The sequence below is a fragment of the Telluria sp. ZB4P36 genome (assembly GCF_059685865.1).
The window spans coordinates 1-26,027 of sequence record NZ_JCASIE010000018.1; the positions used below are offsets into that span (position 1 = coordinate 1).

Sequence of the window (26,027 nt, forward strand, 5' to 3'; positions counted from 1 at the left end):
GGTAACCCATCGAGCCTTCAAGATATCGTTGCACGACAATTAGCTTGAAGGCAGGTGTGTACTTCCCCATGTGAAAAACCCCAGAAAGTTGATGTCCAACTTTCTGGGGTCAGTTCATTGCGATCACCACCCCTGCTGTCGCCACCGCCGACGGCGTGGCGCCCTGCACGGCGATGCCGCAGTCGGCTGCGGCCAGGGCCAGCGCGTCATTGACCCCGTCGCCGACGAACACCGCGGGCTTGCCTGCCCGCTCCAGAACCTTCACCTTGTCCTCGGGCAGGCAATGCGCATGGACATGGCAACGTTCGAGGCCGACGGCGCTTGCGACCGGGGCCGCTGCAGCCGCGCTATCGCCAGTGACCAGGCGGGTGCGTATGCCCGCGTCTGCGAAGCGACGCAGGGCGCCGGCGGCGTCATCCCGGATCCGGTCCTGCAACAGGATGGCGCCGATCCACATCCAGTTGCGCACGATTTCGACCCTGGTGCAGTCCGTCGTGGTGCTGGCGGGCAGGCGCACTCCCTGATCTTCGACGAAGCCCGCGCTACCTACCAGTACCGTCTCGTGTCCATCCTTGCTGCGCCAGGTGCAGCCGCGCGGGTGGCGTTGTGCCAGGCCTTGCGCAAGGCAGTCCGAGCCCGCGCTGCCGGATGCGGTGCGGATCGCGCGCGCCACCGGATGCGCGATGTCCGCTTCCGCCCGCGCCGCCAGCGCGAGCACCTCGGCCGGGGAGGCATTCTGCGAGCCGAGCACCTCCCGCACTTCGAGCATGCCTTCGGTCAGGGTGCCGGTCTTGTCGAACAGGATTTCGCGGGCACCGGCAAGCGCTTCGAGCGAAGCGGGATCGCGCAGCAGGATTCCCTGGCGCGCCCCGCTCGCGGTCGACGCGGCATACGCCAGCGGCAGCGCCAGCCCGACGGCACAGGGGCAGGCCGCTACCAGCACCGACAGGGCGCGCAGCGCTGCCTGCACCGGATCGCCGCTCGTGCTCCAGGCCAGCGCGAAACTGGCCGCCGCCAGCCCCAGCGCGCCAGGCACCAGCCAGCGTGCGAACCGTTCCGCCTGCATGGCGGCGGCGCTTTTGGTGCCAAGCAGTTCCAGCATGCGCACCCCGATGCGGTCGATGAAGCGCTGGCCCCAGGGCTGGTCGACGCGCAGCACCAGCCGCGAGGACAGGTTGATGGAGCCCGCAACGATACTGTCGCCAGGCGCCACCGGCAGGGGAACCGACTCGCCGCTCACGATTGCGGCATCGATCTCGCCTTCGCCTTCGACGACGGTGCCGTCGACCGCGACGCGCTCGCCCGCGTGGACCAGCACCAGGTCGCCAGGGGCGACCTGGTCCGCGGCTTGTTCCGCCGGGACGCCATCGACGCCGATGCGGCGCACCGTTTCCGGAACAGCCTGGCGCAATGCATTCACCGCTACCGAGTTGCGGCGCCGTGCATGCAGTTCGATCAGGCGCCCGCACAGGAGGAAACTCACCAGCATCGTCGCGGTGTCCGCATACACATCGGCGCTGCCGCGCAGCAGCGACCATGCCGACAGCAGGCAGGATGCCAGTACGCCGGTCGACACCAGCGCATCCATGCCCGGCACGCCGGCGCGCAGGGTGCGCCAGCCGGCGCGGTAGAAGTCCAGTGCCGACCAGGTCACGACCGGCAGCGCGGCCAGGCAAGTGGCAAGCGCGACCCACCAAGCCTGGGGCGAGGCGGCCAGCCCGGCGTCGAGGTACAGCGCGACCGATCCAAGCATGCTCCACATCCCGAAGAAGCCGGCCACCGCCAGGCGCATCCATACCGCGCGCGCCTGCGTGTCGATCTGCCGCTCCAGCTCCTGGGATTCGACCAGCGGGACGATGCCGTAGCCGAGCCGTTCGACCCGCGCGAAGAGTTCATCGAGGTCGATGCGCTCCGGGTCCCAGCGCACCAGCGCCGATCCGCCCGCGAAACTGGTGCTGGCCGCGGTCACGCCGGGCGAGCGCGCGATCGTGCGCTCGACGGCCAGCGCGCAGCTGGCGCACCACATGCCCTCGATGCTCACGACCATGCGCCCGGCACGGCGCAGCGCGTCGCGGTCGATGCCGGCGAAGGCCGCATCCATCTGCTTACTCCTTGGCCGGCGTGGCGCGGGCCACGCCGGCGCCGAGGATCTTGCCGTTCACTTCCTTGCCGTAGTAGCTCTTTTCCTTGTTATGGAAACGCACCCGCGCTTCTTCGATCGTCCCGGTCTGACGTGGATCCTTCGGCCGCTGGTGGCTGTTGATGTAGGCCGCCGCATCCCACGCATCCTGGTCCGATAGGCTGTACGGCTTACCAAGCGGCATGTTGGCCTTGATGAACCCGGCCGCGGTATCAATCCGTGCCATGCCGGCGCCCCAGTTGTAGGCCTCCGGCCCCCACAGCGGCGGGAAGCGCAGCTTGCCGCCCTCGTCCTTGCGGCCCTGGCCGTCGTCGCCGTGGCACAGCGCGCAATTCTGCGCGTAGACCTTGGCGCCGCGTGCATGGTCGTAGCCCTGCGGCGTTTCCTTGACCTTGATGTAGCCCCCGCCGCGCATCTGCTCGCCGGTTGGCGCGCCATCGGCAAGCCAGTACATGTAGATCATCAGGTCCTTGTAGATGTCGTCACCCGGCGGCGGCGCCTTGCCGGCCTCGGAGGCCTGCGCGTTCATCGAATAGTTGAAGCAACCATTGATGCGCTCTTCCAGCGTGTTGACCTTGTTGTTCTTGGCGCGGTATTTCGGGTACTGTACATAGGCCGCCCACATCGGCGCCGAATTCTCGCGCCGTCCCGCGTCCAGGTGGCACTGGGCGCAGGCCATGCTGTTGCCGACATAGCGCTGGGCATATTGCGGCGTGTGGATGAAGATGTCGCGGCCACGCCGGATCGCGTTACCCTCCGGACCGTCCGGCATTTCGGATTCGAGCGGCGGCACGAAGTAGCCGTCCGGCCCTGTCGGCTGCAGTGGCGCTGCCACCTTGCCTTCCTTGTCCTTCTTGCGCTCAGCGCGTGCGGCGAGCATCTTCTGGCGCGCTTTCGCCTCGGCTGCCTCGCGCGTGAGCGCCGGCGCCGGCGTGTCGGGGGTAAATCCGGCCATCGTCTGGAATCGCTGCCAGGCGCCGGTCTGGACCACCAGAGCGCCGAAGGCGAACAGCACCAGGCCGCCTCCGGCCGCCGCGGCCATGCGGCGGGCCGTGCTGCCCAGGGTATAGGGTGACTTGGTCGTGGTTTTCTTCGCGTCGTTCATATCGTGTCTCAAGAGCGCATTGCCATCACAGCGTTGGGGTGGAAGCGGCGCCGGCCCGGGCCGGCATGGCCGGTGCGGGCATTGAGCCGAGGTAGTCCGATACGGCGCGCATGTCGTCCGGATTCATGCGCCGCGCAACGTCGTCCATCAGCTTCTGCGGCGAATTCCTGCGCTCGCCAGCGTGCCAGGCGGTCAGCTGGGTAAAGATGTAGTCGGGCTGCTGGCCGGCCAGCGCCGGGAAGCCGGGCGCGACGCCCTCGCCGTTCGTGCCATGGCATTGGAAGCAGGCCGGCACGCTGGATTTCCAGTCGCCCTTCTCGGCAATCAGCTTGCCGCGCTCCAGGTTGCCGCCCAGGCTGGGCGCCAGCGTGGCGCGCAGTTCGATGCCGGCGTAGTAGCGCGCCAGCTTCTCGATGTCCTCGTCGCTCAAGGCACGCGCCACGAAAGCCATCGATTCGTTGTGGCGCAGGCCGGAGCGGAAGTCTTCAAGCTGCTTGGCCAGGTAGGCGGCCGGCTGGCCGGCCAGGCGTGGCGTGCTGAGATTCCCCTCGCCGGCGGCGCCGTGGCAGGACGCGCAGCTCCAGGCCTGGCCAATGCCGGCAGAAACCGCCTGCAGGGTTGCCGGGTCGGCGTCGGCCAGGCCGCGCACGACGCCTGGTGCCGCCGCTGCGACGGCCACGGCGGCCGTCCTGGCGCTGTGCTGGTTCTGCTGCTGCCCGTGGCGTTGCGCCTGGTACTCCGACACGTAGGTGAGCAGGCCCCAGAATGCCAGTGCGAACACCAGCGCGACCACGAACAGCGGAATCGGACGCGTCCGCTCCCACGGATCGAAGGCTTCGTCGACCTGCGGCGCTGCCGGGTTCCTGGCCTGATCGTTCTTGTTCATCGCTGTTCTCCCTTCGACAATGCATAGCCTTCGTCACGGACGGCCTGGCCCGCCGGCGTTGCCGGATACGTACGGTTGAGACCCTGAAGGTATGCCGCCAGGTCGAGCGCTTCCTGGCGCGCCACCACCACCTCGCCTTGCGGCTGGTATTCCGGCGGCAGCTTGACGACGACGTCGCCCGGCACCGCCTGCTTCTTGCGCTCGAACAGGTAGGGATAGGCCGGCATGATGCTCCAGCCGAAGATCGCGCGCGGCTGGTACAGGTGGGTCAGGTGCCAGTCGCGGCTCGGCAGGCGCGCGCCAACATTGAGCAGGTCGGGGCCGGTGCGCATGGTGCCGAGCTGGTGCGGAAGGTCATAGGCGAAATCGGCCGACGTCGGGGCCCGGCCCCAGCCTTTCGACAGGTCGGCCAGGGTCTGGCCGGCCGCGCGCGGCTGCTGGCTGTGGCAGTAGACGCAGCCCTGGTTGATGTACTGCTGGCGCCCGGCCAGCTGCTGCGGCGTGTAGTCCGCCAGCCCCGGCGCAGGGGCCTGGTCGCGGATCTGCGCGCCCGGGATCACCACCAGCATCAGGGTCGCGAATGCGAGGATGGCGATGGCGCCGACGAAAATCGGAATCAGGCGGTTCATGGTCATGCTCCGGCGGTGGCGGTTGCTGGCGCCTGGCCCGCAATGGCCGTGCGCTGGGGGCCCTTGCCCATCAGGAGGGCGGCGATATGGAAGGCGAACACGAGGTGGCCCAGGGTCATCAGGGTTCCGCCGAGCGAGCGCGCCTCCAGGTAAGGCATCGTGGCGCGGGTCACGGCTTCGAACGAGCGTCCCGGCTCGAGCAGGCCCATGCCCTGCACCCAGCCACCGATCGACACGGCGAAGAAATACACCGAGAAGCCGCCGACCACCAGCCAGAAGTGCAGCTTGAGCAGGCGCGGCCATGGCCAGTCGCGTCCGGTCAGGTAAGGCAGTATGTAGTAGAGGGCCCCGAACAGCACCATGCTGGTGAAGCCGTAGGCGCCAAGGTGGGCGTGGCCGACCGTGTAGTGCGTGAAGTGGGTGATCGAATTCACCGGACGCAGCGCCTGCAGCGAGCCCTGGAACGAAGACAGCGTGTACATCAGCGCGCCCAGCGCCACGAAGCGCAGCGCCACCGACTGCTTCAACGCCCACGCATTGCGGGCCACCGTGGTGTGCTGGTTTATCGCCACGGCGATCACCGGGATGAACATCATCACGCTATGGACGATCGACAGCGTCACCAGCCAGGTCGGCACCGGGGCGCCGATCAGGTGGTGGATGCCGACCTGGCTGTAGAACAGCGCCAGGCCCCAGAAGCCCAGCAGCGACAGGCTGTACGAGTACACCGGCTGGCCGACGATCTTCGGGATCAGGTAATAGGCCGTCCCCACGCCGAGCGGGGTCAGCCACAGGCCCAGCACGTTGTGCGCGAACCACCAGTTGACCGTGGCCTGCTGGACGCCAGCGTGCAGGCCCGGCAGGTTGGCGATGAAGTACAGCACCGGGAACCACACCAGGCCGCCCAGGAAGTACCAGCCCGACACGTAGATGTGGTGCGACTTGCGGTGGCGCGCCGTCATCACCAGCGGAAAGGCCAAACAGGCGCCGCCGACCGCGAGCAGCAGCCCGATCTGCCAGGGAATTTCCAGCCATTCGACGCCCTGGGTATAGCCGAGGGCGATGGCGCTGACGCCCATGGCGACGCCGATAGTCCAGACCATGGCGCCGAACATCGCGACGCGCGGGTAGCGCAGGGGGGTATGGAAGATGCGCGGCACGATCCACAGCGCCGAGGCGATGCCGGCCACCGACAGCCAGCCGTAGGCCACCAGGTTCAGGTGCATGCTGCGCATGCGGCCGAAGGTCAGCGGCGCGTGGCTTACCAGCCAGTCGGGCAGGTGCAGCTTGAGCGATGCGATCACGCCGAAGACCGAGCCCAGCACCAGCCAGAACGCCGCCGCGGCCGCCATCAGCAGCACGGTGCGGCGCCCGGCGACGTCGATGCGTTCGCGGATCACGTCAAAACGATGTGCATGGGAACCCTCCGGCGCGCGGCCGAAGGCGGTGGTGTCGTCGGGCACGGCGGTCTCGCCCGGCTCGAAGATCGTGGAGGCATCGCTTTGCGACAGTGCAAACTGGCGGCGGGCAATGGCCCAGATCAGGAAGCCGAGCGCCGCAAGCGACGCGGTAAAGCTCAGCGCGAGCAGGAGTCCGATTGTGATGGGCATGGCGTTGAAGTGCGTGGTGTGCTGCGCCCGTGCGGGGGCAGCCTGGTTCATCGGGTTCGCACAGAGGGAGCGCTGCGGATGCGGACCAGCCTCCCTATATTGACCGGCACCACATATTTTCTTAGAGCAATTTCTGTTGCAAGAAGCAATGCTATGCACTGCGGATTAAGGCAGGATTAAGGAAGTCGCGGAGACACCGGAAATTGCATGCTTGGGACACGATTGAACAGGTGAGCTGAGTCAACTTGCACGCGTACGCGTCAAGGCCTTGCTATCCAAGGCAACTTGACGCGCATGCGCTTGCGGGGCCGGCATCGGTTGGCGTGCTCGAGCTCGACGATACCGGTCCCAGGCTGAACCCCTTTCCTTCGACTGCGCGGATCTCGGGTTAGGGGAAATACAGGTACAGGAGCCACAGCGCCACACCCAGCAAGGGCGCGAACACGAGCAGGAAGGGCGCGGTGCGCACGCCGAGCAGATCGGGCAGCTGGATGCAGCCGCGGTCACCCCAGGTCAAGACGTTCTTGCCGAGGTTTTCCGAAAATTCGGCAAACAGATAGCTGCCTGCCAGGAGACCCGCGATGCCGGCGACGGCATCCAGGTTCCCCTGTCCCAACGCGGCCGCGCCGGTTCCCGGGCAATAACCGATCAAGGCGAACCCGGCTCCGAAGACCAGTCCGCCAAGGATATTTGCCCCATACTTCGTGGGTTTGAGGTGCAGCTTGACCAGTCCCAGCGCATGCATCCCGAAGATGCCGACCATGCCGACCAGAATGGCCGCCAGCATGATTTTCATGACCGTGAAATCGGTCAGCAGCAGCGCGCCCAGCAGGACATCATACTTGGCAACGCCGCCTTTCTGGAGCAGGAAACCGAAGATGATCCCGAACAGAAGGCCCAGCACGAGCTGCTTGGGGGCATCGCCCTTCCCGGGCGCGGCGTGCCCGGCGCCGGCATGTGCGGACTTATCATCCATATATCACCTGCGCCACCAGGGCCCCGCCCACAAAGAAGCAGGCCAGTGCAATCCACGATCCGACCGATAACTGCAGTGCGCCACTGATGCCATGGCCACTGGTGCACCCGCCTGCGATCCGCGCGCCGAGCGCCATGATCACCCCGCCAGCGAAAGCGACTGACAGACGCAGCCCTACCGAGTTTCCGAAATGCGCCTCCCACAGCGGGGGAATCACACGGGCATGGAATTCACCGCCCGACCAGGCAGCCAGGAATGCCCCAATGACGATGCCGAACGCCAGCATGACTTCCCACTCGATCTTGGGAGTCTTGTCGCGATAGAAGGCCAGGGAGTCGGTATGTTTCCTGGAGACCAGGTAGCCCAGCAGGCCCGCAATGCGTGCGAACGCGGTCGACACGCCCAGGGGTTTGTTCGAAAAGTAAAACGTCGCCATCGAGAGCACGCCGATCAGGGCGCCAACAAGATAGGGATCCCATGCGCCGCCAGTCGTATTCATGTAGGTCTCCTCCGCGTCTTAATTCGCCTGATTCCGTGTCAACGGCAGTCCGAGTTTCTCCCATGCCGTTATTCCGCCGAGCATGTTATGGACGTTCGTGTATCCATTGCGCCGCAGGATGCTGACCGCGATTCCGGACCGATGGCCCACGCTGCAATGCGCGACGATGCGTCGGTCCTTGGGAGTGGTGGGCAGGTTCTTTTCAAGATGGCCGATGAAGACATGATGTGCGCCCGGTATGTGTTTTTCTTCCCATTCCATGTCGTCGCGCACGTCCAGGATGGTCAGTTCGCCCTCCTCGTTCCAGCGTGCCGCTTCGCTGGCGCTGGTCGTGCCCAGCGCTTCGATGGGCAGGCCGGCCTCGCGCCATGCCTCGACACCCTTGACCAGCACCCCCTCGACGCGGTCGATGCCGACACGTGCCAGCCGCGCGATCGCCACGGGCGCGTTCGCGGGTTGCTCCACGACCAGGAAGACCGGAGTTTGCTCGTCTGCCAGCCAGCCGCCAAACGTGGACAAGCCCTCCAGCCAGACGTTGTACGAGCCCGGGATGTGCGCACCCGCGAAGGCATCGGGCGAGCGGGTATCGATCACGATCCCGCCCCCGGCCTTCTCGTGGAATGCCCTGGGCAGCAGCACGCGATCGTCGGGGGACGCGGGCACGGGGCGCCCCGCCACCAGGTTGACCACTTCCATGTGCGAGAAATACGGCGGCCGCGGCAGATTCTCGCCGGCCTTCTGCGCCATGAATTCCTCGCGGGTTTTCATGAACACGGGGTTGGTCGCCCGTTCGATGCCCAGTGTCGATTGGTCGCGCTCGGAAATGTTTCCGCCACATGCGGATCCGGCGCCGTGGGCCGGCAACAGGATCGCCTGGTCGCCCAGCGGCGCCAGTTTCTGGTGCACCGAATCGTAGAGCAGGCCGGCGTTTTCGGCCGTCTTTTCCGGATCGGACAGGTCGGTCCTGCCGGTGTCGCCCACGAACAGGGCATCGCCGGTGAATACGCCACAGCACTGATCGCCGGAATCTTCCGGATACACCGCATAGGACATGCTCTCGGGCGTGTGGCCAGGAGTGGCGAGCGCGACGAAGCGGGTCGTTCCGACCCGGAATTCCTCGCCATCGCCCACCTGCACATCGACGCGTCCGAACAGAGGATGCTTCCCCGCCAGGATCTTGGCGCCGGCAAGGTCCGCCAGGCTGGCGGAGCCGAACTCGAAATCTTCCTGGCGATGCGTTTCGATGCAATAGGCGATGCGGAGATTATTGTCGCGCGCCAGCTGAAGATACTCTGCCACGTCGCGGCGCGGATCGACGACTACCGCAAGCCCCTCGCCGCATCCGAGCACGTAGGCGTTGTGGCCCAGTCCCTGCGTCTTTACCCTCTGAAAAAACATGCGTGCACCCTTTCATCGAGAATCAGTCGTCACTGCGCGGCGGCCGCGCCCGTTGTCTTTACTTTCTCACGATCGGCCAACCGGAGGCGCACAGGGTCGCGCGGCGGGATGCGGGCCCCCTCGGGCATGCAGGCCGCCCATGCGATTCAGGCTTACCTCGGCGGTGCGGTCCGGGGCGTTTGCCCGCGCTCCCACGCCGAAGACCGGCCCGGCGCGAGAGACCGGCAGCGTACTCCCGCCACTGCGTAGTGTCCCCCACCCTGGCGGTGCCGGAACTCAGGGCTTGATGTAGGCGTAGCCTTCCTGGGACTGCAGGCGCGCCACTTCGGCGACGCCGGACGGCACCACGGTCGCTTCCGGCAGCACCCGCTTGCGGTCGATCTTGCGCCCCTCCAGGGTGTTATTGCATACCCGGAACTGGACTTTGCGGTTGGCGAGTTCCTGGACCACGGCGTCGTAGGGATTGCCGTTCTTGTCCTTCGCGTCCTCGAGCAGGAAATCGATGCCGGGACCGTGCGTGACCACGACGATGCTGGCGTTTGGACTGGCGTTCAGGTGGTTGCGGATGTTGCCGAGGGCCTGCATGGCCATGCTCGAATCGTTGATGTGGTACACGACCTTCTCGGGACGTCCGGCGGCGCCGGCACTCACGGCAACACTCAGGAGCAGCATGGCGGCGATTACACGGAACAGTTTCATTGGGTCTCCTTTGGATAGTGAAGGGCATTACTTCCGCTGCAGGCTTTCCCGCTCCATGAGCAGGTAGGTACCGTAGGCGTTGATGCGGTTGGCCTGCGCGAACGCAGGGTAGCCTGCGTAGGCGCTCCAGTCGACCTTCGCATAGGCCTCGTCGAAGGTCGCCAGCTCCGCGACCGCCTCGCCCATCACCTTGCGCAGGAAGATCAGGTAGGAGCGGGTCAGCGCGAGGTCCTTGCCCGGATCGCGCGACACATCCCCATGGCCCGGCACCACGGCCGCCGGGGCCAGCGCCAGCATGCGCTCGAGCGCGCCCAGCCACACACGGCTGTCGGCATCGCCCACGAAAGGCAGCCGGCCGGTGAAGAACAGGTCGCCCGCAAACAGCAACCGGTCTTCCTCGACCAGCAGCATGATGTCGTCCGGCGCGTGGGCGCCGCTCGAGTCGATGAGCTGGAAGCGCAGTCCGCCCATCTCGAACGCAATCGGCTTGCCTCCCGGGAACGCAAGCCAGCGGTCCGCCGGCAGCAGGCGCGTCCGGTCGTCGACCCACGGCTTGAGGGATTGCTTGCGCTGCGCCAGGCGGAGGGAGGCGGTGTCCGAGGCCAGGTAGTCGCGGCCGCGCTCGTGCGCCCAGATCTCGGCGCCCTCGGCCTTGAATGCCTGCAAGCCATAAAAATGATCGGCGTGGTAGTGGCTGACGATGACGCGGCGGATCGCTTGCCTGGTCACGCCGCGAATCGCCCGCACCATCGCCTCGCCCAGCGCCGGCGTGCCGAGCGCGTCGAAGACGACCACGCCATCCTTGGTGACCACGAAGCCGGCGTTGGACATGAAGCCTGCGTTGGCGTGGTCGGCCATGCCGGAGTCACCCCGGAACATGTAGACGTGCGCACTGATCTGCACGGGCTGCAGCACCGGCAGCGGCGCCGCGGCGGCGCCGGCCGCCAGCCAGCAGGCAGTCGACAGCGCCAGCAGTGTGCGCCACGCCGCGTGCAGGAAAGCTGGAGTGATACTAATCGACTGCATGGTCAGGTCCTTCTGCGCACGGCGGCGCGTGTCAAGAAGCGGGTCAGAAATTCAGGTCCTCGGCTACCGCCGCAATGCCCGCGCGGGCGCAAGCATCGTCGGCGGCGCCGCCGGGAGCGCCGGAAATGCCGATCGCACCCAGCAATGCGCCATTGGCCTCGATTGGCATCCCGCCGCCGACGGCCAGGGCGCGGCGGATGTGCCGGATCCCACTCGCTTCGGCACCCTCCCTGGTGGCCAGGGCCAGCGCCGTGGTACCGATCCTGAAGCTGGCCGCAGTCCAGGCCTTGTCGGAGGCCGCTTCCACGGTATGGGCGCCCGCCAAACGGTCGCGCAGCAGCACCTGGACCTGGCCGCCGCGGTCGGCGACCGCCACCGCGACCTGGTAGCCGGCCTGGCGGCATGCCGCCAGCGCCGCCTGGGCGGCGCGCAGGGCCAGTTCGGGACTCATCAAGGTGACGCTGTAGGTGGCAGGCGCAGGCGCCTGCGCCGCGGCGGGGCTTGCCTGCAAGGCCAGCAGCAGCGCGCCGCCGAGGATGCGTAGTCTCATTCGGTTCTCCCGTGCTTGGGGGCGGCCAGCGCGCGGCGCGCGGCGGCCAGGGCTTCATCAAGATAGGCGCCGTACATGCCGGCGACGTCCCCACCCTCGAGCACCGGCGCCAGCAGTTTGCCGTCGCCGTCGACAACGGCCACGGTGGGCGCCACCCGGATGCCATAGCGGCTCGCCAGCGCCTTGCCGCTGCTGCCCTGCCCGTCGAAGCCGCGCAGGGGCGCTGCCGAGGCCAGGCCGACTTCGCGCAGGATCGGACGCCGCCGCGCTTCACCTTCGCGCAACAGCGGCAGAAGGTAGTTGCGCCTGACCGTTTCGCAGTAGCTGCAGTCAGGCAGCGAAAACAGCAGCACGACCGGGGCGGCGCGCCGGGCGGCGGCGCGGCCGTCCGTGGCAAGGTCGCCCGCGGCTGGCAATGCCGTGTGCTGCGCAAGCGCGCCGTCGCTGGCCGCGCACGCCGCCAGCAGCGCCGTGCGCAACATGGCGCGCAGGCGCATCCCTGCCCGCTCAGTAGACAGGGAAGTAGGCACGCGCCTTGCCCAAATCGTAGGACCACGGCAAACCGGCGTTCTTCCAGCCGTTCAGGATGCGCTGGCCCTGCTTGTCGCCCGAGGCCACGGCATCGCCTTCAAAGCCGTCGACGACCGTGTAGACCGCCGTGTAGCCCAATTGGCTCAGCAGGTTGGCGGCGCGCGCGCTACGGTCGCCCGAGCGGCACAGCAGGAGTACCGGCGCATCCTTGCCGAGCCCGGCCGCCTGCAGCCGGCGCGCCAGTTCCGGGCCGAAGTCACTGTTGACGTCGAGCCGGAACCGGCCTGCCTTGTCGTCCCAGGGGGCATCTTCCGGGTGTTCGACATACGGGATGTTGGCGTCCACCACGGTCGGCAGGCCGACATAGGCGACTTCGTAGCGGGTCCGCACGTCGACGAAATAGGCGCGCGGGCCCAGTTCGCGCTTCATCGCGTAGGCTTCGCGTGCATCGAGATAGCGCCCCGCCGTGGTCTGCTTGTGCTTTGGCACCGCGCTCGCCTCGACCGCCCAGGCCTGCACGCAGGCCGACAAGGCCAGCGCGGCCGCCAGTATCCTGAACTGCCCAGTGATCGTCCTCATTCTCGTCTCCTCAGGCCATGATGCCCGGATTGCCCTTGACACCAACCAGGCGCGGCGTGTTCAGCTTGCGCGGCTTGACGACTTTCTCCGAACGCAGCCACTGCGCCACCACGTCCCATACCGGCTCGCCGGAAGCGCCCTCCGCCACCGGCGCCCAGCCGGCCACCTTGTAGGTCTTCCCCGCTTCGAGCAGCTTGCCGCCCAGGCGCATGTCGCTGATGCGCGACCCCATCGGCGCCGTCGGATCGATCGTATAGCTCATGCCGCCCACCCTTACCATGTCGCCGCCCTGCTGGTAGTAGGGGTCGGGATTGAACAGGTTGTCGGCCACGTCTTCCAGCACGGTCTTGATGGTCGCACCAGTCATCGCGGTCAGCGTGGAATGCGAATACGTAGTGGCGGTCTGGTCCATCAGGTGTTCCATCAGGATCGGACTGTCCGGCAGCAAGGTAGTGCCCCAGCGGAATCCTGGGGAAAAGGCCAGGTCCGCACCCTTGACCGCCATCAGCGCGTCGATGATCAGCTGGTCGAACGTGCCGTTGAAGTTGCCGCGCCGGTAGAGCGTACCTTCGGTGACCGCCAGCGTTTCGTTCAGCCGGCTCGCATACGGTTTGCGGATCGTCTCGACCAGGGCAGCCATCTCGCGGTCGGCCGGGAGGAAATTGGAGAACACCGGCAGCAGGCGGTACTGGAAATCCTGTACCTTGCCGCCGCGCACATCGAAGTCGAGCACACCCAGGAACTTGCCGTTGCTGCCGGCGTTGGTCACCAGGGTCTTGCCGCCGCCGTTGCTCACGGTGACAGGCACCGGAATGCCGTCGTGCGTATGCCCGCCCAGGATGGCGTCGATACCGCGCACGCGCGACGCCATCTTCAGGTCGACGTCCATCCCGTTGTGGGACAGCACGACCACCGCTTTCGCGCCCTTGGCGCGGGCCTCGTCCACCATCTTCTGCATGTTCTCTTCCTGGATGCCGAAGCTCCAGTCGGGAACCAGGTGGCGCGGGTTGGCGATCGGCGTGTACGGGAAGGCCTGGCCGATGATCGCCACCGGCACCCCGTTCATCTCCTTGATCACGTAGGGCGGGAACACCGGATCGCCGAAGTCGTTGGTCTTGACGTTCTGGGCCACGAAATCGACCTTGCCCTTGAAGTCCTTGCCGACGATTTCCTGCACCCGCTTGTCGCCCAGCGTCATTTCCCAGTGCGCAGTCATCACATCGACGCCCAGCAGCAGGCCGGCGTCGACCATGTCCTGCCCCTTGGTCCAGAGCGCCGTGGCCGACCCCTGCCAGGTGTCGCCGCCGTCGAGCAGCAGCGCGCCCGGGCGCTCCGCCTTCATCTTCTTGACCAGGGTGGCCAGGTGGGCGAAGCCGCCGACCTGGCCGTAACTGCGCGCCGCCCGCTCGAAGTCGAGCGCCGTGAAGGCATGCGCCTGCGGCGTGTGCGGGGCCACTCCGCTTGCCTTGAGCAGGGCTTCGCCGACCAGATGCGGCATGCGTCCGGCGGCCGGCCCGAGCCCGATGTTGACGCTCGGCTCGCGAAAATAGACCGGCATCAACTGCGCGTGGCAGTCGGTGAAATGCAGGAAGTGGACGTTGCCGAAGCGCGGCAGGTCGTAGAGGGCGCCTGGCGACGGCGCCGCCATGGCGCCGCGGGAGCCGAGCAGCATGCCGCCGGCGGCGGCCATCCCGAGCAGTTGCGCGAATTCGCGCCGATTCATACCCATGCTATGTCCTTGGTACTGTTAGCCGACGGGCATTCAAGCTCCCGCCGCAGTGGTTCACTGGTTGACGGGCGAGGCTGGATCGAGCAGCAGCGCCATCACATCCTTGATCTGTGCTTCCGTCAGGATGCCGCTATGGCCGAAACGCGGCATGTTGGAGCAGGCCGTATACGCCTGGGCGTTATAGATTTTTCCCCATGTGTACTTGAGCATCTCGTCGCTGCTGCCGCGGATCTTGCCGTAGTTGTAGAGGCTCGGCCCGATGTTGCCGAACGATATCTCCTTCTTCGAGATCTGGTGGCAGGCGTAGCAGTTACCGCCGTTGATGCCGCCCACCATGTCGGATGACTGCATGCCGCGCCCATTCTGGGCGATCTTCTCGCCCTCTTTCCAGTCGCCGAGGTACTTGCCGTCGGCAGGCTGGACGATGTTCTTCATCTGCGTGGCTTCGATCCGGGCCGCGACCTCGGCCGGGCGTTCCTGCGGATACTGGCTGCAGAGCTGCTGTGCCTCGTCCTGATTGGTCACGCGCTCCAGCGTCGCCGGTCCCTTGGAACGGAAGTCCTGCTTCAGCAAGGCGAGCGCGGCCTCCCGGTAATCGGGCTCGGCCGCAACGGTTGCGCAGCCGGCGGCGGCGGCAGCCAGCACGAGGATCAGCGAGGTTTTCAGTGGTGTCATGCCGGTCTCCTATCGTTTCAGTGCCGGACCGGCGTACATGCCGCCGTTCGCGTTTTTCGCAAGGAACATGGTGATCGCCGTGATCGCCTCGGATGCGTACATCGGCTCGGGGAAGCGCTGCTGCCGGAAACAGTCGTTCAGACGGTGCTGCATGGTGCGAACCTCGCCCTGGGATACGCGATAGGCGGGCCAGGTGGTATAGGCTGCCTGTGCATTCGCCTTCTCCAGGATGTTCGGCAGCTCCTGCAGGCGAATGCGCTGGCCCGAGGTGGAGTGGCAGGTGGCGCAGGCGAAGTCGTGTGCGCCGCCACGGTAGAAGAACAGCTGCTTGCCCGTCTCGTACGCCTGCTTTTCCTTCGGATGCTGGGTCGACACTGCCATCGTGGCGCCGCGCGACTCGGCCGTGATGTAGGCGACGATCGCTTCGATGTCCGACTGCTTGCCGGTCGAGCCAAAGGGCGTCTTGGTAGCCTCCGCCATGCTGAGCCCTTGCAGGGTCATGCGGCAATGCAACAGGCGCTGTTCCAGGTCCATGACCTTGTCGACATCCCTGAAGTAGCGCGGAAGTTCGGCATAGGCGCCCTTGAGCACGCCTGGCCCCTTGCCGAAGTCGCATCGCTCCAGCGAGACATTCTTCGGGCCCGCTTTCTTCTTCCACGATTCCTCACCACGCATTTCCCACAGTTCGGCGGGATTGCCGTCGGCCAGCATCTGGCGGTACTTGGCGATTTCGTCGGTCGTCGACGACTGTGCCAGCGCCACGGCGCATAGCGCCAGCAGCGATGCTGCGACGAAACCGGAATGCATCCTGGTCATGGCTGTCTCCTCTTGATATGTCTGCGCGGTCTGGCGCCGCGCATGCCTGCGCCCCGGGCCCGGGGCGGCTCGTAGTTCAGGTGATGGTGCCTTCGTCGGTACGGGTGTCGCCCGCGCTGTCGACCCAGGTCACGCTGACCTTGTCGCCCTTGGCCCCGCCCTTGAACTTGAACGCCAGGAATGGGTCCTTCGATACCGAGGGACCGAAGTTCGCGTCCAGTACAATCTTGTCCTTGACCTTGGCGACGAGCGTCTTGATGTAAAGGGCCGGAATCACTTTGCCGGACGAGTCCTTGCGCTGCCCGGTCTCCATGTCATGCCGCATCAAGACCTTCACTTCGACCGTGTCGCCGGCAAGGGTAGCGCGGATACGCATTGGATCTGCCATGTTCTTTCCTTTCAATGAGCTTGAGTGATCAGCCGCCGCAGCCGCCGAGCGTGACCTTGATTTCCTTGCTGGCGACGAGCCACTTGCCGTCGGCGCGCACCAGCGCATGCACGTTCGAGGTTGCCCCCATCTTCACGCGCGTGGTCACGGCCGCCTCGGTGCCCGCCGGGATATTGAAACTGGCCGACATGGCACTCGGATTCTTTTCTACCAACACCGCCATGAAATCGGTGTTCGGCACCTTGCTGGCGATCGATACCGGTACCACGGCGCCGTTTTCGGCGATATCCGGTCCGGTGATCGACACGTCGGAACTGACTGTGAATTTGTCGCCGCCCAGTTCCTTGACCGCCGCCTCGAGGCTCTTGGCGTCGAAGACTTTCTGCCTCCACTCGGCCGCGAACACGTCTGCCGGCTTCAGCACCCCCGCGGCAAAGGCGGCACCCAGGATCGCGCTGATGCGCATGACGTTGCGTCGCTGTTGGTTCATACCATCCTCCAATTGTTGAAAACGCGATGCCGCCGGAGCGGCTTGCATGCTCATTTCACCCGCGCCATGTATTTGTCGAGACGATCCTTGCTCATGACAAAGGACTTCGACAAAGCGTCCGCCCCCTTCTTCGCCTCGGCCAGGTTGACTGGCTTGCCGACCTGGATCACCCCTGCCATGGCCATCATCTTGTGCGGCTCGCACACATAGACATACACGCCTTCCTGGTCAAGCTTGACCGAGATTTCCTCGTCCATCTTGCCCTTCCAGGCGGTGGCGCCGGGCGGAGTGATGACCGAGGCACTGTTGTGCGACGCGTCGACCTTGATGAACTTGACCGTATCGCCCTTGGCGACCTTCAGGAAGCCCGGCTCGAAGACCATGGTGCCATCCTTGCCAGAGTTAATCATCTTGACCTGGTGGTCCGCGGCCAGCGCCCCGGCGCAGGCGATCGACAGGATGAGTCCGGTTACGACATGTTTCATATTGCTACATCTCCGTTAAGTATTGTCAACGATACGGCTTGCCGCCATACCGGTCATTGCGGGGCCAGGATCCAGCCCACCATCACCTTCAAATCTTCTTCCTTCACATGGGCCTGGGGAGGCATCGGGATCGCTCCCCATGCGCCGCTGCTGCCCTGGCGGATTTTTTCGGCCAGGCGTTCGTGCGCGGCCGCGTCGTCCTTGTACTTGGCGCGCACCGCGGCGAAGCTTGGACCCATGACCTTGTTGTCGACGCCATGGCAAGCCAGGCAAGCGTTCGCCTGCAGCAGGGCGGTCGGCACGGCAATGGCCGCGGCCTTCGCGGGAGCCGCTGGCGCCGCAGGGGCCGCGACGGCGTCGGCGCGGGTGGCCGGTGCCGGACGGGTGGTATCGACGCCGCGGGTGGCGCCGAAACCTCGGGTCTGCAAGGCCAGGTTGCCATGGGCATTGCGCGCCGCTTCCGGCAGCGTCGAGCGGGGCGCCGGATCGACCGGGCAGTTCTTCATGCAGGCCACGCTGCGCACATCGGGCTTGCCCTTGACATCCCACATCCCGTGGCTGGTCACCATGCCATTCCGGTTGGGCATGCGCGCCTGTGCCTGCGCCATGGTTTTATCGGAAACCACAAAGTCGTCGGGGATGATCTCGCCCATGTTCAGCAGGTAGGCGGTCACCGCGTAGACTTCGTCGGTGGTGAGCGACTTTGGGGCGGTCCAGGGCATGGCGCGGTTGATGTAATCCCATAGCGTCGAGACCGTCGGCACTTTCATCAGGGTGGTCTTCTGTGGCTGGCGGCCGTTGGCGAGCGCGGCCACGCGGCCGGTCTTGACGTCTTCCGCCGTGGTGCCGCCGACCAGCGGCGTGAATACCTCGTTCGATTCGCCGAAGGTGCCGTGGCAGGAGGCACACTTGCCTTCCCACACGACCTGGCCGGCCGCCACGGTCCCGGAACCTTTCGGCAATCCCTTGAAATCGGGCCGCACATCAATATCCCACGCCGCCACTTCCTTCGGGGTTGCCGGGCGCCCCGGCAAGGCCTGGGGGCCGGCGAACACGGCTGCGGTTGCGGCCGCCAGCAGCGCAGCCGCCACGAGCTTAATAGACCTGGACATTCGACACCTCCCCCGATTGCGCCACTTGCCAGGACTGGATCGCATTGTTGTGATAGATCGAGCGCGTGCCGCGCACCGCGCGCAGCTCGTTGATCTTTGGCTGGACGTAGCCGGTATCGTCGATCGCCCGCGACTGCAGGATGGCCGGTGCGCCGTTCCACTCCCAGTCGATGTTGAAACGGGTCAGGCATTTGCTCAGCACCGGCGTCTCCAGCCGTGCGGTGCGCCAATTGCGCCCGCCATCAACCGAGACGTCGACCCGTTTCACCTTGCCGCGTCCGGACCAGGCCAGGCCGGTGATGTTGTAGAAGCCAGTGTCCAGCAGGCGCTGGCCGGCCGACGGCGTGGTGATCACCGACTTGCATTCCTGGATCGAGGTGTACTGGCGATAGCTGCCGTCGGGCATGGCGTCCATGTAATGGATCGCCTCGTCCTTCGTCGCATACGGCTGGTCTCCGACCTCGATACGGCGCAGCCACTTGACCCAGGAAACGCCCTGGATGCCCGGCACGACCAGGCGCAGCGGGTAGCCGTTCTCCGGACGCAGCATTTCGCCGTTCATAGCCCAGGCGACGATGACGTCGTCGAGCGCCCGGTCGATCGGGATGGTGCGCGTCATCGAGGAACCGTCCGCGCCTTCGGCCAGTACGACCTTGGCCTTGCGCTTGTCGTAGCCGCAATCTTCCAGCAGCACCGACAGCGGCACGCCCGTGAACTCGCTGCAGCTCAGCATGCCGTGCGAATACTGCACTGACGGGACGGCGACATTGCCCCACTCCATGGCGGTATTCGCCCCGCATTCGATGAAGTGCATGCGCGACACCGAGGGCATGCGCATCAGGTCATCCATCGTATAGACCTTCGCCTGCCTGACCAGGCCGTTGATCATGAAGCGGTGCTTGCTCGGGTCGATGTCGTGCCATCCCTGATGGTGGCGCTCGAAGTGCAGGCCGGAGGGCGTGATGATGCCAAACAGGCCCTGCAATGGAGTAAAGGCCACGGAAGCCGCCGAGACGCGGGTCAGCCCGGGGGATTCCCGGCGCTGCAGGTTGGCCTCGAACTGGGACGGCATCCCGTAGGGCGCCGCGGCGACCGGCTTGCCAAGCGTGCGCGCATGCTCGGGCAGCGTCACGATGTTCGGATCGCCCTCGCCCGCCTGGGCCAGCGCGCCGCCACTTGCCATTGCAGCACTGGCTGCGAGAAAGCTGCGGCGCAGGAATCCACGCCGTTCCTCGTTCAGGCCATGCTCGTTGATGTCATTGATCAGGGAGCGCTCGACAAAATTTTCTGGCGCCCTCACTACACGGCCGAACTTGCGAATTGGGTTACCCATCTACTCCATCCTTGCGACGAACAATAAAAATAACCGCATGCACATATGCCTATATGCACATATGAGCATAAAATAATTGAGCAGCTGCCAACTTGCCTGCTGTACGGCTTCTTAGCTACCCGTCATGAAGTTTTCGATCGCTGCCTGGTCTATCTGGCGGCTTTTCTTTACCTTCTCCGCCATGTGATTGCATACGGTACGGCACAAGGCGATCGTGTTCTGGTCTTCGATTCGGTAGTACACCTGAGCGCCATCCCTACGGCGTCCAAGAATGCGGGCACGGTATAGCATGTTCAGTTGGCGCGAGACGTTTGCCTGGTTAGCCCCGAGCTGCGTCACGATCGCACCAACTGAGCGCTCGCCATTGCACAGGGCGTGCAGGATCTTCAAACGTGTCGGTTCAGAGAGCAAGCTGAAGTAATTCGACACTTGCTCGAATACTTCTGCCATCTCCTCCTTGTCGAGATCAACATCCATTGCTTGTTCGTGCGCTTCAGTTATGAGCTTATGTATTTATAAGCATATAACCATTAAGACAGATGCAGTGCAAGATATTTCGATGCTGCAAAGCGGCAAACAGGGTCATCACTTGGTCTGCACCACTTACAAAACGGGCGAGGCTCAGAACTCTCCATTCGCAGCGCGATCAAGCATTTTCAGCATGGTTGCACGTACCCGCGTGACTCTCGTATGGAGTTCGGATGGCATCGGTCGCCCCAGTTTGATCAGGATGTCCATATCCATCGCGTAGATCCAGAGGCCGTCCTGCTGCTCTACGACGGCAATCCGGCATGGCAGGAACGCCGCCAACGCCGGACTGAAATCGACGATCGCCCGTGCGGTATCCGGATCGCAGTATGAGTAGACTTTGAGGAACTTCTGGGCTTGTCCGGTGCGCAGCGCGAGTTCATTAGAGAGAAATAACTCGCCAACCGGTCGGAGATTATCTTCTGCAGCGACGCTCGTGAAGGCTTCTTCGATCTCCTGGATCGACACGCCAGGAGCGACCTTGCGTGACCAGGTAGCCGCCGCTGCGGCGTCGCCGCCGGCGTCGACCCACTTGCCGAATACTGTGGCAGCTTCGCGTGCGGCGTCCGTTCAGTGCGCGCGAGGACGGCCAGGGTATTGCAGCCCGAAATCGCAGCTGCAAGCAACATGATCAGCGTGATATGGCGAATGGAGGAATGCATGGGGTTGTTCCAACGGGAATCGTGCCAGCAGCATATTCTTCAGGTAATACCTGCGCAAGTAAACCTTGCACGGCCCATCCGCGAACGCTACCTTGCTGGACATTGACACGGGCATAACCAAGCATGGCCCATCATCACCATTTACTGTGATAGTGGGCTGTCCTGCCACATTCTGCGCCAGCTTGTGCCTGACCACCGGGACAGGCCTACCCCAAGGGAAAACTGCTACCGTTCGTCACAGTTCTCCATACGAGTGCAAGCCCGACAGGAACATGTTCACGCCGATGAAGGCAAAGGTCGTCACCAGCAGGCCCACCACCGACCACCAAGCTGCAACGCGGCCGCGCAACCCGTTCATCAGGCGCAGGTGTAGCCAGGCCGCGTAGTTGAGCCAGACGATCAGGGCCCAGGTTTCCTTCGGGTCCCAGGACCAGTAGCCGCCCCAGGCTTCGGCCGCCCACAGCGCACCCAGGATGGTGGCGACGGTAAAGAAGGCGAAGCCGACCGAGATCGACTTGTGCATCACGTCGTCCAGCACTTCCAGCGATGGCAGGCGGTCTTCCAGGATGCCATGCGATTTCAGCAGGTAGGCGCAGCCGACCATGGCGGCCAGCGCGAAGGTGCCGTAGCCGATGAAGTTGGCCGGCACGTGGATCTTCATCCACCAGCTCTGCAGCGCCGGCACCAGCGGCTGGATCTGGGCGGCATCGCGCGACACCGTGTACCAGAGGAGAAAGACGACCGCGGCGGCAATGATAAGGAGGACGAACGCGCCCAACTGGAGCGTCGCATAGCGCTCTTCGTAATACAGGTGGAAGAGCGCGGTGATCAGCGCGAACAGGATGAACACCTCATACAGGTTCGACACCGGAATGTGGCCGATATCCGCCCCCATCATGTAGGACTCGAACCAGCGCACCGCCATGCCGGTGAAACCCAGGACCACGGCGGCCCAGCACAGGCGCGAGCCGAGCGCACTGCTGGCATGCGAGCGCGCCAGCATCCCGATCCAGTAGAACACGGTCGAGAACACGAACAGCACGCTCATCCAGAGGATGGCCGACTGGCTCGACAGCATGTACTTCAGGAAGAAATTTTGTTCCGCCACGGCCAGTGAGCCGTCGTAGAGCGACACGGCCCACAAGGACAAGAGCGCGGACAGCGGGAACAGCCAGCGCACCGGTTTCCAGTGCCAGCCGAGCGCGGCCAGCGTTGGCGCGGTCAGCAACAGGATGGCGCGCTCGTAGCCATCCATGAAAACGGCATAACGGTTCAGCGCAAACAGAGTGGCGGCCAACAGGCCGGCGCCGAACATCCAGTCAATGCCCGTTAGACGCCGAAAATAGCCGGGTGCCTCCTTGTAGACGGCGCCCGGATTCGGTTGGGATGCTTCCATGCTTGTCTCCATCAATCGTTTTTATAAGTGCGCGTTGTTGGCGCCGGCCGGGAGGCCGCCCCACGTCGCGACTACACGGTTTTCCTGCCGACCAGGCCGATGTGTGCCGAGCGTCCTGCGTGTTGCGTTCCTTCGTCGAGGGTTGCCTCGAAATTCCGGAGCTCGACGATGTCCAGTGTGCCAAGTTCCGTACGCAGTATTTCCTCAGTATAGAGATTCTCCAACACCCCAGGACCGCCAGTCTTGTAGTCGAGTTGCCTGGGCGTATATCCCTGCAAAATCAGGATGCCGCCCGGCTTCAGTGTGCTGATGATGTTTGCGAACAGGCGGCCCGCTTGGGCGGGTCGGCAAACTGAACGAAGATCGCCGCGACCACGTCGTAAGATGCCGGTTCCCAGCTCCAGGCATCGCAATCGGCGATGTGGAGGCCAACCGCTACCTGGGCATTGCTGGCGAGCTGCCTGGCCTTGCCGACGGCCACCGACGAGACATCGAACGCGTCCACGTTCAGGCCCTGGCGTTCGAGCCAGACACTGTTCCGGCCCTCGCCGTCCGCGACCGCCAGCGCCCGCATCCCCGGCCGGAGCAGGCGCCGCTGGCTGGCCAGGTAGTTGTTGGGCGCCGTCCCGAAGAGAAATTCGGGTGTGCCGTAGCGCTGATCCCACAGGCTTGCCGCCTTTGCCGCTGTATCTTCCATCATCGCAATCCCTGTCCATGCGTCAGACGCTGTGCGGCAAGCCCAGGTTCTGGTTCGCAGGTACGGCGACATCGATCCGTTTCGGTTTGGGCAGATCCAGCTCGGCCATCAACTGGACGAACTCATCGCGGCTGCGGTTGGCCAGGCGCGCGTTGTGCTGCTTCTCCCAACCGATCGTCGATACCACCTGGCCCTTGTAGTCGTGCCCCGGCCACATCAACATGTCGTCCGGAAGCGAAAACAGCTTCTTCGTGACGCTATCGAACAAGGCATCGGCGCTGCCGCTCTGGAAATCGGTACGGCCGCAACCGTTGATCAGGAGGGTGTCGCCGGTGAACACGTTGTTGCGCCACACATAGCTCATGCTCCCTGCGGTGTGGCCGGGCGTATGCAATACGAGAATCTCCTCGCCGCCGAAGCGGATGACATCGCCGTCGTTCAACTGGACGTCGGCAGGAGGGATGCCGCAACCGCTCGGAACCGCCGCCTTGGCGCCGGTCAGCTCGCGCAGCTTGCCGGCAGACGTGACGTGGTCCGCATGGGCATGCGTCTCGAGGACGTAAGCCAGCTTCAGGTCGAGGCGCCGCAGGTGCGCCAGGTCGCGTTCCCAATGTTCATCGACAGGATCGATCAGCACTGCCTCGCCGCCGGCCTTGGTTGCAAGAATATAGGTAAAGGTCGAAGACTCGGTGTCAAACAGCTGGATGGGTTTGAGATGCATGGAGGTTCTCCTTGAAGTAGGATGAGCGCCGCATGGCGGCTCGGGTTATCGGTACAGTACCTTAGCAATCATGCCCACCGCGACGAGCGCCGACACGACGGCAAAACCGATCTGCAACTGCGGTCCGGCCAAGCGGTCCGATACGACGCGGCCGACCAGCATGCCGGCCAGGGCCCCTGCGGCGAACGGCAGTGCCACCGGCCAACTCATCGAGCCGGCGATCGCGCTCGAGGCAACTCCCGTCACCGACACCAGTGCGATCACCGCAAGCGAGGTCGCCACGGTCGACTGCATATCCAGGTTCGTATAACGCTGCAGCGCCGGCACCATCACGAAGCCGCCGCCAACACCAAGCAGGCCGGAGAGCATCCCTGCAAGCGTGCCGGACAACGCGAGCGAACGCGCGCAGCGCGCCGTCCAGACAAAGCGACCTGTACCGCCGTCACGCATGCACGGCTGCTCGAGGTCAACAGGGTCCTGACGGACAGCCTGTTTACCCGTAGCGCGCCGAAATGTGTTGAAAGCCACAAACAAGAGAACGAGTGCGAACAGTACGCTCAGCCAGCGATTGTCGATACGGTTCGCAAGCCATAAGCCGACCGGCGACAACAGCATCCCTGTTACCGAGATCAGGACGGCGGCCCGGTAACGTACGATCCCGGCCTTCAAGCCGAGGATGGCACCGAGGGCCGCCGCCATGCCGACCGCCAGCAGGCCGATCGGACCGGCCTGGGCAACCCCCATTTGCATGCCAAAGACGAGGAGCGGCACCGCAAGAATGCCACCGCCGGCGCCGGTAAGCGCGAGGACCACGCCGACCACCAGACCCAGCCCCAGACTGATCAGCATGACGTCGCCCTCGCCCTGGCGATACGCTTACACATGCTGCTTGCCTGGGGCAGCGGGCAGGCGCTCCAGCAGCTCGAAGATCGCCATGCCGGCCAGGAGTGCGCCAGTGAAAATGAGCGGTTTCTCGCCACCGCCGACCAGCGACACAAGCGCCGGCCCCGGGCAGTAGCCCGCCAGGCCCCAGCCCACCCCAAAGGTCAAACCGCCGAACACCAGCCGCCGATCGATCTGCGTGGCAGTCGGCAAGCGCATGGCATCGCCGAGCAGCGACTTCTTGCGCCCGGCGGCAAAATGGAATGCGATCAAACCGACTGCAATCGCGCCACCCATGACGAATGCCAGCGAAGGATCCCAGCTACCAGCCAGGTCGAGAAAATTCATGACTTTCGCCGGGTCGGCCATGCCCGATACGAGCAGCCCGATACCAAAGATAAGCCCGACGATCAATGCCATTACGATCTGCATGAGAATTCCTTCCTTAAGCCATCAGGTGGCGTACGACATACACGGTGACAAAGCCGGCCAGCATGAAGCTCGCCGTGGCGACCAGGGAGCGCGGCGAACGCCGCGACAGTCCGCATACGCCGTGGCCGCTGGTGCAGCCGGCCCCATAGCGCGTGCCCAGCCCGACCAGCAATCCGGCGACAACCAGGGTCCCGGTGCCGGCTTCGATGCGGGCCTCAGGCAAGGTAGCAAACATCCCGTACACCAAAGGCGCACCGAGCAGTCCAGCCAGAAATGCGATACGCCAGGAAATGTCGCCGCGTAGCGGACGCAGTAAACCGCCAAGCACGCCGCTAATGCCGGCAATCCGGCCGTTGAACAGTACAAACAACGCGGCCGAGAGCCCGATCAGCAAGCCGCCAGACAGCGACGCCCACGGCGTGAATTCGCTCCAGTTAATGGTCATGATTTACTCTCCTTCATCGGTTTACAGTACAGCCCGTACAAAACTTCCATCACGGCCATCGCTTCCCTGCTCGCCATGCTGTAATAAATCTGCTTGCCCTCACGGCGGGTATGGACCAGCTGCTCGTCGCGCAGCACGCCAAGCTGTTGCGAGAGTGTGGGCTGGCGAATGCCGGTCAAGGCTTCCAGCTCGCTGACACAGAACTCTCCTTGTGTCATCTGGCAAAGCAGCAGCAGACGGTCAACATTGCCCAGTGCCTTTAACAGGCCGCAGGCCTGCTCTGCAGCACGGCGCATCGACTCGATATCGATGCCATCGGCCGGGCACAGCCCCTCTTCCTCATCTTTCTTTAACATCCTGTCCACCTATCAAAATACATTTTTATAGTATATAGCATATCAAACTATTTTCAAGTATATTGTCTGTATATCGGTCACCGGCGACATCGCGCGCGTGCCAAGTCGGAAGTCGGACGTATGCTTCGACATGGCACGTCATCGCTACAAGTGGAATTGCTGATTTGGCGGCCGATGTGCTTCCTCGGTCAGCATGGCCGGTAAGCGGCACTCCTTCCGCGGCCGCAAGCTCGCAAGCGCTTTGGTCGGACG

30 protein-coding genes are annotated in these 26,027 nt (G+C 64.7%); all 30 read right to left on the minus strand.

Going from position 1 to position 26,027, the window contains the following annotated elements; translation table 11 throughout:
* Positions 1–109: 109 nt before the first annotated feature.
* The gene (locus tag AC56LK_RS19770; protein ID WP_497186192.1) at positions 110–2,101 is read right to left on the minus strand and encodes a heavy metal translocating P-type ATPase; all 1,992 of its coding nucleotides are present in this window, start codon (positions 2,099–2,101) and stop codon (positions 110–112) included.
* Positions 2,102–2,105: 4 nt separating this feature from the next.
* Positions 2,106–3,245, minus strand: coding sequence for a c-type cytochrome (locus tag AC56LK_RS19775; protein WP_497186193.1), 1,140 nt, complete (start codon positions 3,243–3,245; stop codon positions 2,106–2,108).
* Between the two features lie 25 nt (positions 3,246–3,270).
* Complete coding sequence (locus tag AC56LK_RS19780; protein ID WP_497186194.1) at positions 3,271–4,131, minus strand: c-type cytochrome; 861 nt, start codon at positions 4,129–4,131, stop codon at positions 3,271–3,273.
* A complete protein-coding gene (locus AC56LK_RS19785) occupies positions 4,128–4,760 on the minus strand; it encodes a cbb3-type cytochrome c oxidase subunit II (protein ID WP_497186195.1) in 633 nt (210 codons plus the stop codon). Before AC56LK_RS19785 ends, AC56LK_RS19780 begins: the two co-directional genes overlap by 4 nt.
* Positions 4,761–4,762: 2 nt before the next feature.
* A complete protein-coding gene (locus AC56LK_RS19790; protein WP_497186287.1) occupies positions 4,763–6,370 on the minus strand; it encodes a cbb3-type cytochrome c oxidase subunit I in 1,608 nt (535 codons plus the stop codon).
* A 388-nt stretch (positions 6,371–6,758) separates the two neighbouring features.
* Positions 6,759–7,274 carry a YeeE/YedE thiosulfate transporter family protein gene (locus AC56LK_RS19795; RefSeq protein WP_497186196.1) on the minus strand — a complete coding sequence of 172 codons (516 nt, stop codon included), beginning with the start codon at positions 7,272–7,274 and terminating at the stop codon, positions 6,759–6,761.
* A 64-nt stretch (positions 7,275–7,338) separates the two neighbouring features.
* The gene (locus AC56LK_RS19800) at positions 7,339–7,845 is read right to left on the minus strand and encodes a YeeE/YedE thiosulfate transporter family protein (RefSeq protein ID WP_497186197.1); all 507 of its coding nucleotides are present in this window, start codon (positions 7,843–7,845) and stop codon (positions 7,339–7,341) included.
* An 18-nt stretch (positions 7,846–7,863) separates the two neighbouring features.
* Positions 7,864–9,243, minus strand: a complete 1,380-nt coding sequence (locus tag AC56LK_RS19805) for an MBL fold metallo-hydrolase (RefSeq protein WP_497186198.1) — start codon at positions 9,241–9,243, stop codon at positions 7,864–7,866.
* A 276-nt stretch (positions 9,244–9,519) separates the two neighbouring features.
* The gene (locus AC56LK_RS19810; protein ID WP_497186199.1) at positions 9,520–9,942 is read right to left on the minus strand and encodes a DsrE family protein; all 423 of its coding nucleotides are present in this window, start codon (positions 9,940–9,942) and stop codon (positions 9,520–9,522) included.
* A gap of 27 nt (positions 9,943–9,969) precedes the next feature.
* The gene (locus AC56LK_RS19815; protein WP_497186200.1) at positions 9,970–10,968 is read right to left on the minus strand and encodes an MBL fold metallo-hydrolase; all 999 of its coding nucleotides are present in this window, start codon (positions 10,966–10,968) and stop codon (positions 9,970–9,972) included.
* A 43-nt stretch (positions 10,969–11,011) separates the two neighbouring features.
* Entirely contained in the window at positions 11,012–11,518 is a 507-nt protein-coding gene (locus tag AC56LK_RS19820) for a GlcG/HbpS family heme-binding protein (RefSeq protein ID WP_497186201.1), read from the minus strand.
* Complete coding sequence (locus tag AC56LK_RS19825; protein ID WP_497186202.1) at positions 11,515–12,048, minus strand: thioredoxin fold domain-containing protein; 534 nt, start codon at positions 12,046–12,048, stop codon at positions 11,515–11,517. Before AC56LK_RS19825 ends, AC56LK_RS19820 begins: the two co-directional genes overlap by 4 nt.
* Positions 12,026–12,628, minus strand: coding sequence for a rhodanese-like domain-containing protein (locus AC56LK_RS19830; RefSeq protein ID WP_497186203.1), 603 nt, complete (start codon positions 12,626–12,628; stop codon positions 12,026–12,028). The genes AC56LK_RS19825 and AC56LK_RS19830 overlap by 23 nt, the downstream gene beginning before the upstream one ends.
* A 10-nt stretch (positions 12,629–12,638) precedes the next feature.
* Positions 12,639–14,351, minus strand: a complete 1,713-nt coding sequence (gene soxB, locus AC56LK_RS19835) for a thiosulfohydrolase SoxB (RefSeq protein ID WP_497186288.1) — start codon at positions 14,349–14,351, stop codon at positions 12,639–12,641.
* A gap of 60 nt (positions 14,352–14,411) precedes the next feature.
* Entirely contained in the window at positions 14,412–15,032 is a 621-nt protein-coding gene (gene soxX / locus AC56LK_RS19840) for a sulfur oxidation c-type cytochrome SoxX (RefSeq protein ID WP_497186204.1), read from the minus strand.
* 9 nt (positions 15,033–15,041) lie between these two features.
* Positions 15,042–15,839 (minus strand): sulfur oxidation c-type cytochrome SoxA, encoded by a 798-nt coding sequence (gene soxA, locus AC56LK_RS19845; protein WP_497186289.1) that lies wholly within the window; start codon positions 15,837–15,839, stop codon positions 15,042–15,044.
* An 85-nt stretch (positions 15,840–15,924) separates the two neighbouring features.
* Positions 15,925–16,236, minus strand: coding sequence for a thiosulfate oxidation carrier complex protein SoxZ (soxZ, locus tag AC56LK_RS19850; protein WP_497186205.1), 312 nt, complete (start codon positions 16,234–16,236; stop codon positions 15,925–15,927).
* A gap of 28 nt (positions 16,237–16,264) precedes the next feature.
* Positions 16,265–16,726 (minus strand): thiosulfate oxidation carrier protein SoxY, encoded by a 462-nt coding sequence (gene soxY / locus AC56LK_RS19855; protein ID WP_497186206.1) that lies wholly within the window; start codon positions 16,724–16,726, stop codon positions 16,265–16,267.
* Between the two features lie 50 nt (positions 16,727–16,776).
* The gene (locus AC56LK_RS19860) at positions 16,777–17,211 is read right to left on the minus strand and encodes a pseudoazurin (RefSeq protein WP_497186207.1); all 435 of its coding nucleotides are present in this window, start codon (positions 17,209–17,211) and stop codon (positions 16,777–16,779) included.
* Positions 17,212–17,264: 53 nt separating this feature from the next.
* On the minus strand, positions 17,265–18,323 hold the full coding sequence (locus AC56LK_RS19865) for a c-type cytochrome (RefSeq protein ID WP_497186208.1): 1,059 nt from the start codon (positions 18,321–18,323) through the stop codon (positions 17,265–17,267).
* Positions 18,307–19,656 (minus strand): sulfite dehydrogenase, encoded by a 1,350-nt coding sequence (gene soxC, locus AC56LK_RS19870; protein ID WP_497186209.1) that lies wholly within the window; start codon positions 19,654–19,656, stop codon positions 18,307–18,309. Before soxC ends, AC56LK_RS19865 begins: the two co-directional genes overlap by 17 nt.
* A gap of 111 nt (positions 19,657–19,767) precedes the next feature.
* Positions 19,768–20,133 carry an ArsR/SmtB family transcription factor gene (locus AC56LK_RS19875; protein ID WP_071362852.1) on the minus strand — a complete coding sequence of 122 codons (366 nt, stop codon included), beginning with the start codon at positions 20,131–20,133 and terminating at the stop codon, positions 19,768–19,770.
* Positions 20,134–20,277: 144 nt separating this feature from the next.
* A complete protein-coding gene (locus tag AC56LK_RS19880) occupies positions 20,278–20,652 on the minus strand; it encodes a DUF302 domain-containing protein (protein ID WP_497186210.1) in 375 nt (124 codons plus the stop codon).
* Positions 20,653–21,081: 429 nt separating this feature from the next.
* Positions 21,082–22,242, minus strand: a complete 1,161-nt coding sequence (gene ccsB / locus AC56LK_RS19885; RefSeq protein WP_497186211.1) for a c-type cytochrome biogenesis protein CcsB — start codon at positions 22,240–22,242, stop codon at positions 21,082–21,084.
* 298 nt (positions 22,243–22,540) lie between these two features.
* Positions 22,541–22,942, minus strand: coding sequence for a class I SAM-dependent methyltransferase (locus AC56LK_RS19890; RefSeq protein ID WP_497186212.1), 402 nt, complete (start codon positions 22,940–22,942; stop codon positions 22,541–22,543).
* A 19-nt stretch (positions 22,943–22,961) separates the two neighbouring features.
* Positions 22,962–23,660, minus strand: coding sequence for an MBL fold metallo-hydrolase (locus AC56LK_RS19895; protein ID WP_497186213.1), 699 nt, complete (start codon positions 23,658–23,660; stop codon positions 22,962–22,964).
* A 45-nt stretch (positions 23,661–23,705) separates the two neighbouring features.
* Positions 23,706–24,509, minus strand: a complete 804-nt coding sequence (locus AC56LK_RS19900) for a sulfite exporter TauE/SafE family protein (RefSeq protein WP_497186214.1) — start codon at positions 24,507–24,509, stop codon at positions 23,706–23,708.
* Between the two features lie 27 nt (positions 24,510–24,536).
* A complete protein-coding gene (locus AC56LK_RS19905) occupies positions 24,537–24,974 on the minus strand; it encodes a YeeE/YedE family protein (protein ID WP_497186215.1) in 438 nt (145 codons plus the stop codon).
* A 13-nt stretch (positions 24,975–24,987) separates the two neighbouring features.
* On the minus strand, positions 24,988–25,419 hold the full coding sequence (locus AC56LK_RS19910; RefSeq protein ID WP_497186216.1) for a YeeE/YedE family protein: 432 nt from the start codon (positions 25,417–25,419) through the stop codon (positions 24,988–24,990).
* The gene (locus tag AC56LK_RS19915) at positions 25,416–25,775 is read right to left on the minus strand and encodes an ArsR/SmtB family transcription factor (RefSeq protein ID WP_497186217.1); all 360 of its coding nucleotides are present in this window, start codon (positions 25,773–25,775) and stop codon (positions 25,416–25,418) included. Before AC56LK_RS19915 ends, AC56LK_RS19910 begins: the two co-directional genes overlap by 4 nt.
* Positions 25,776–26,027 lie beyond the last annotated feature (252 nt).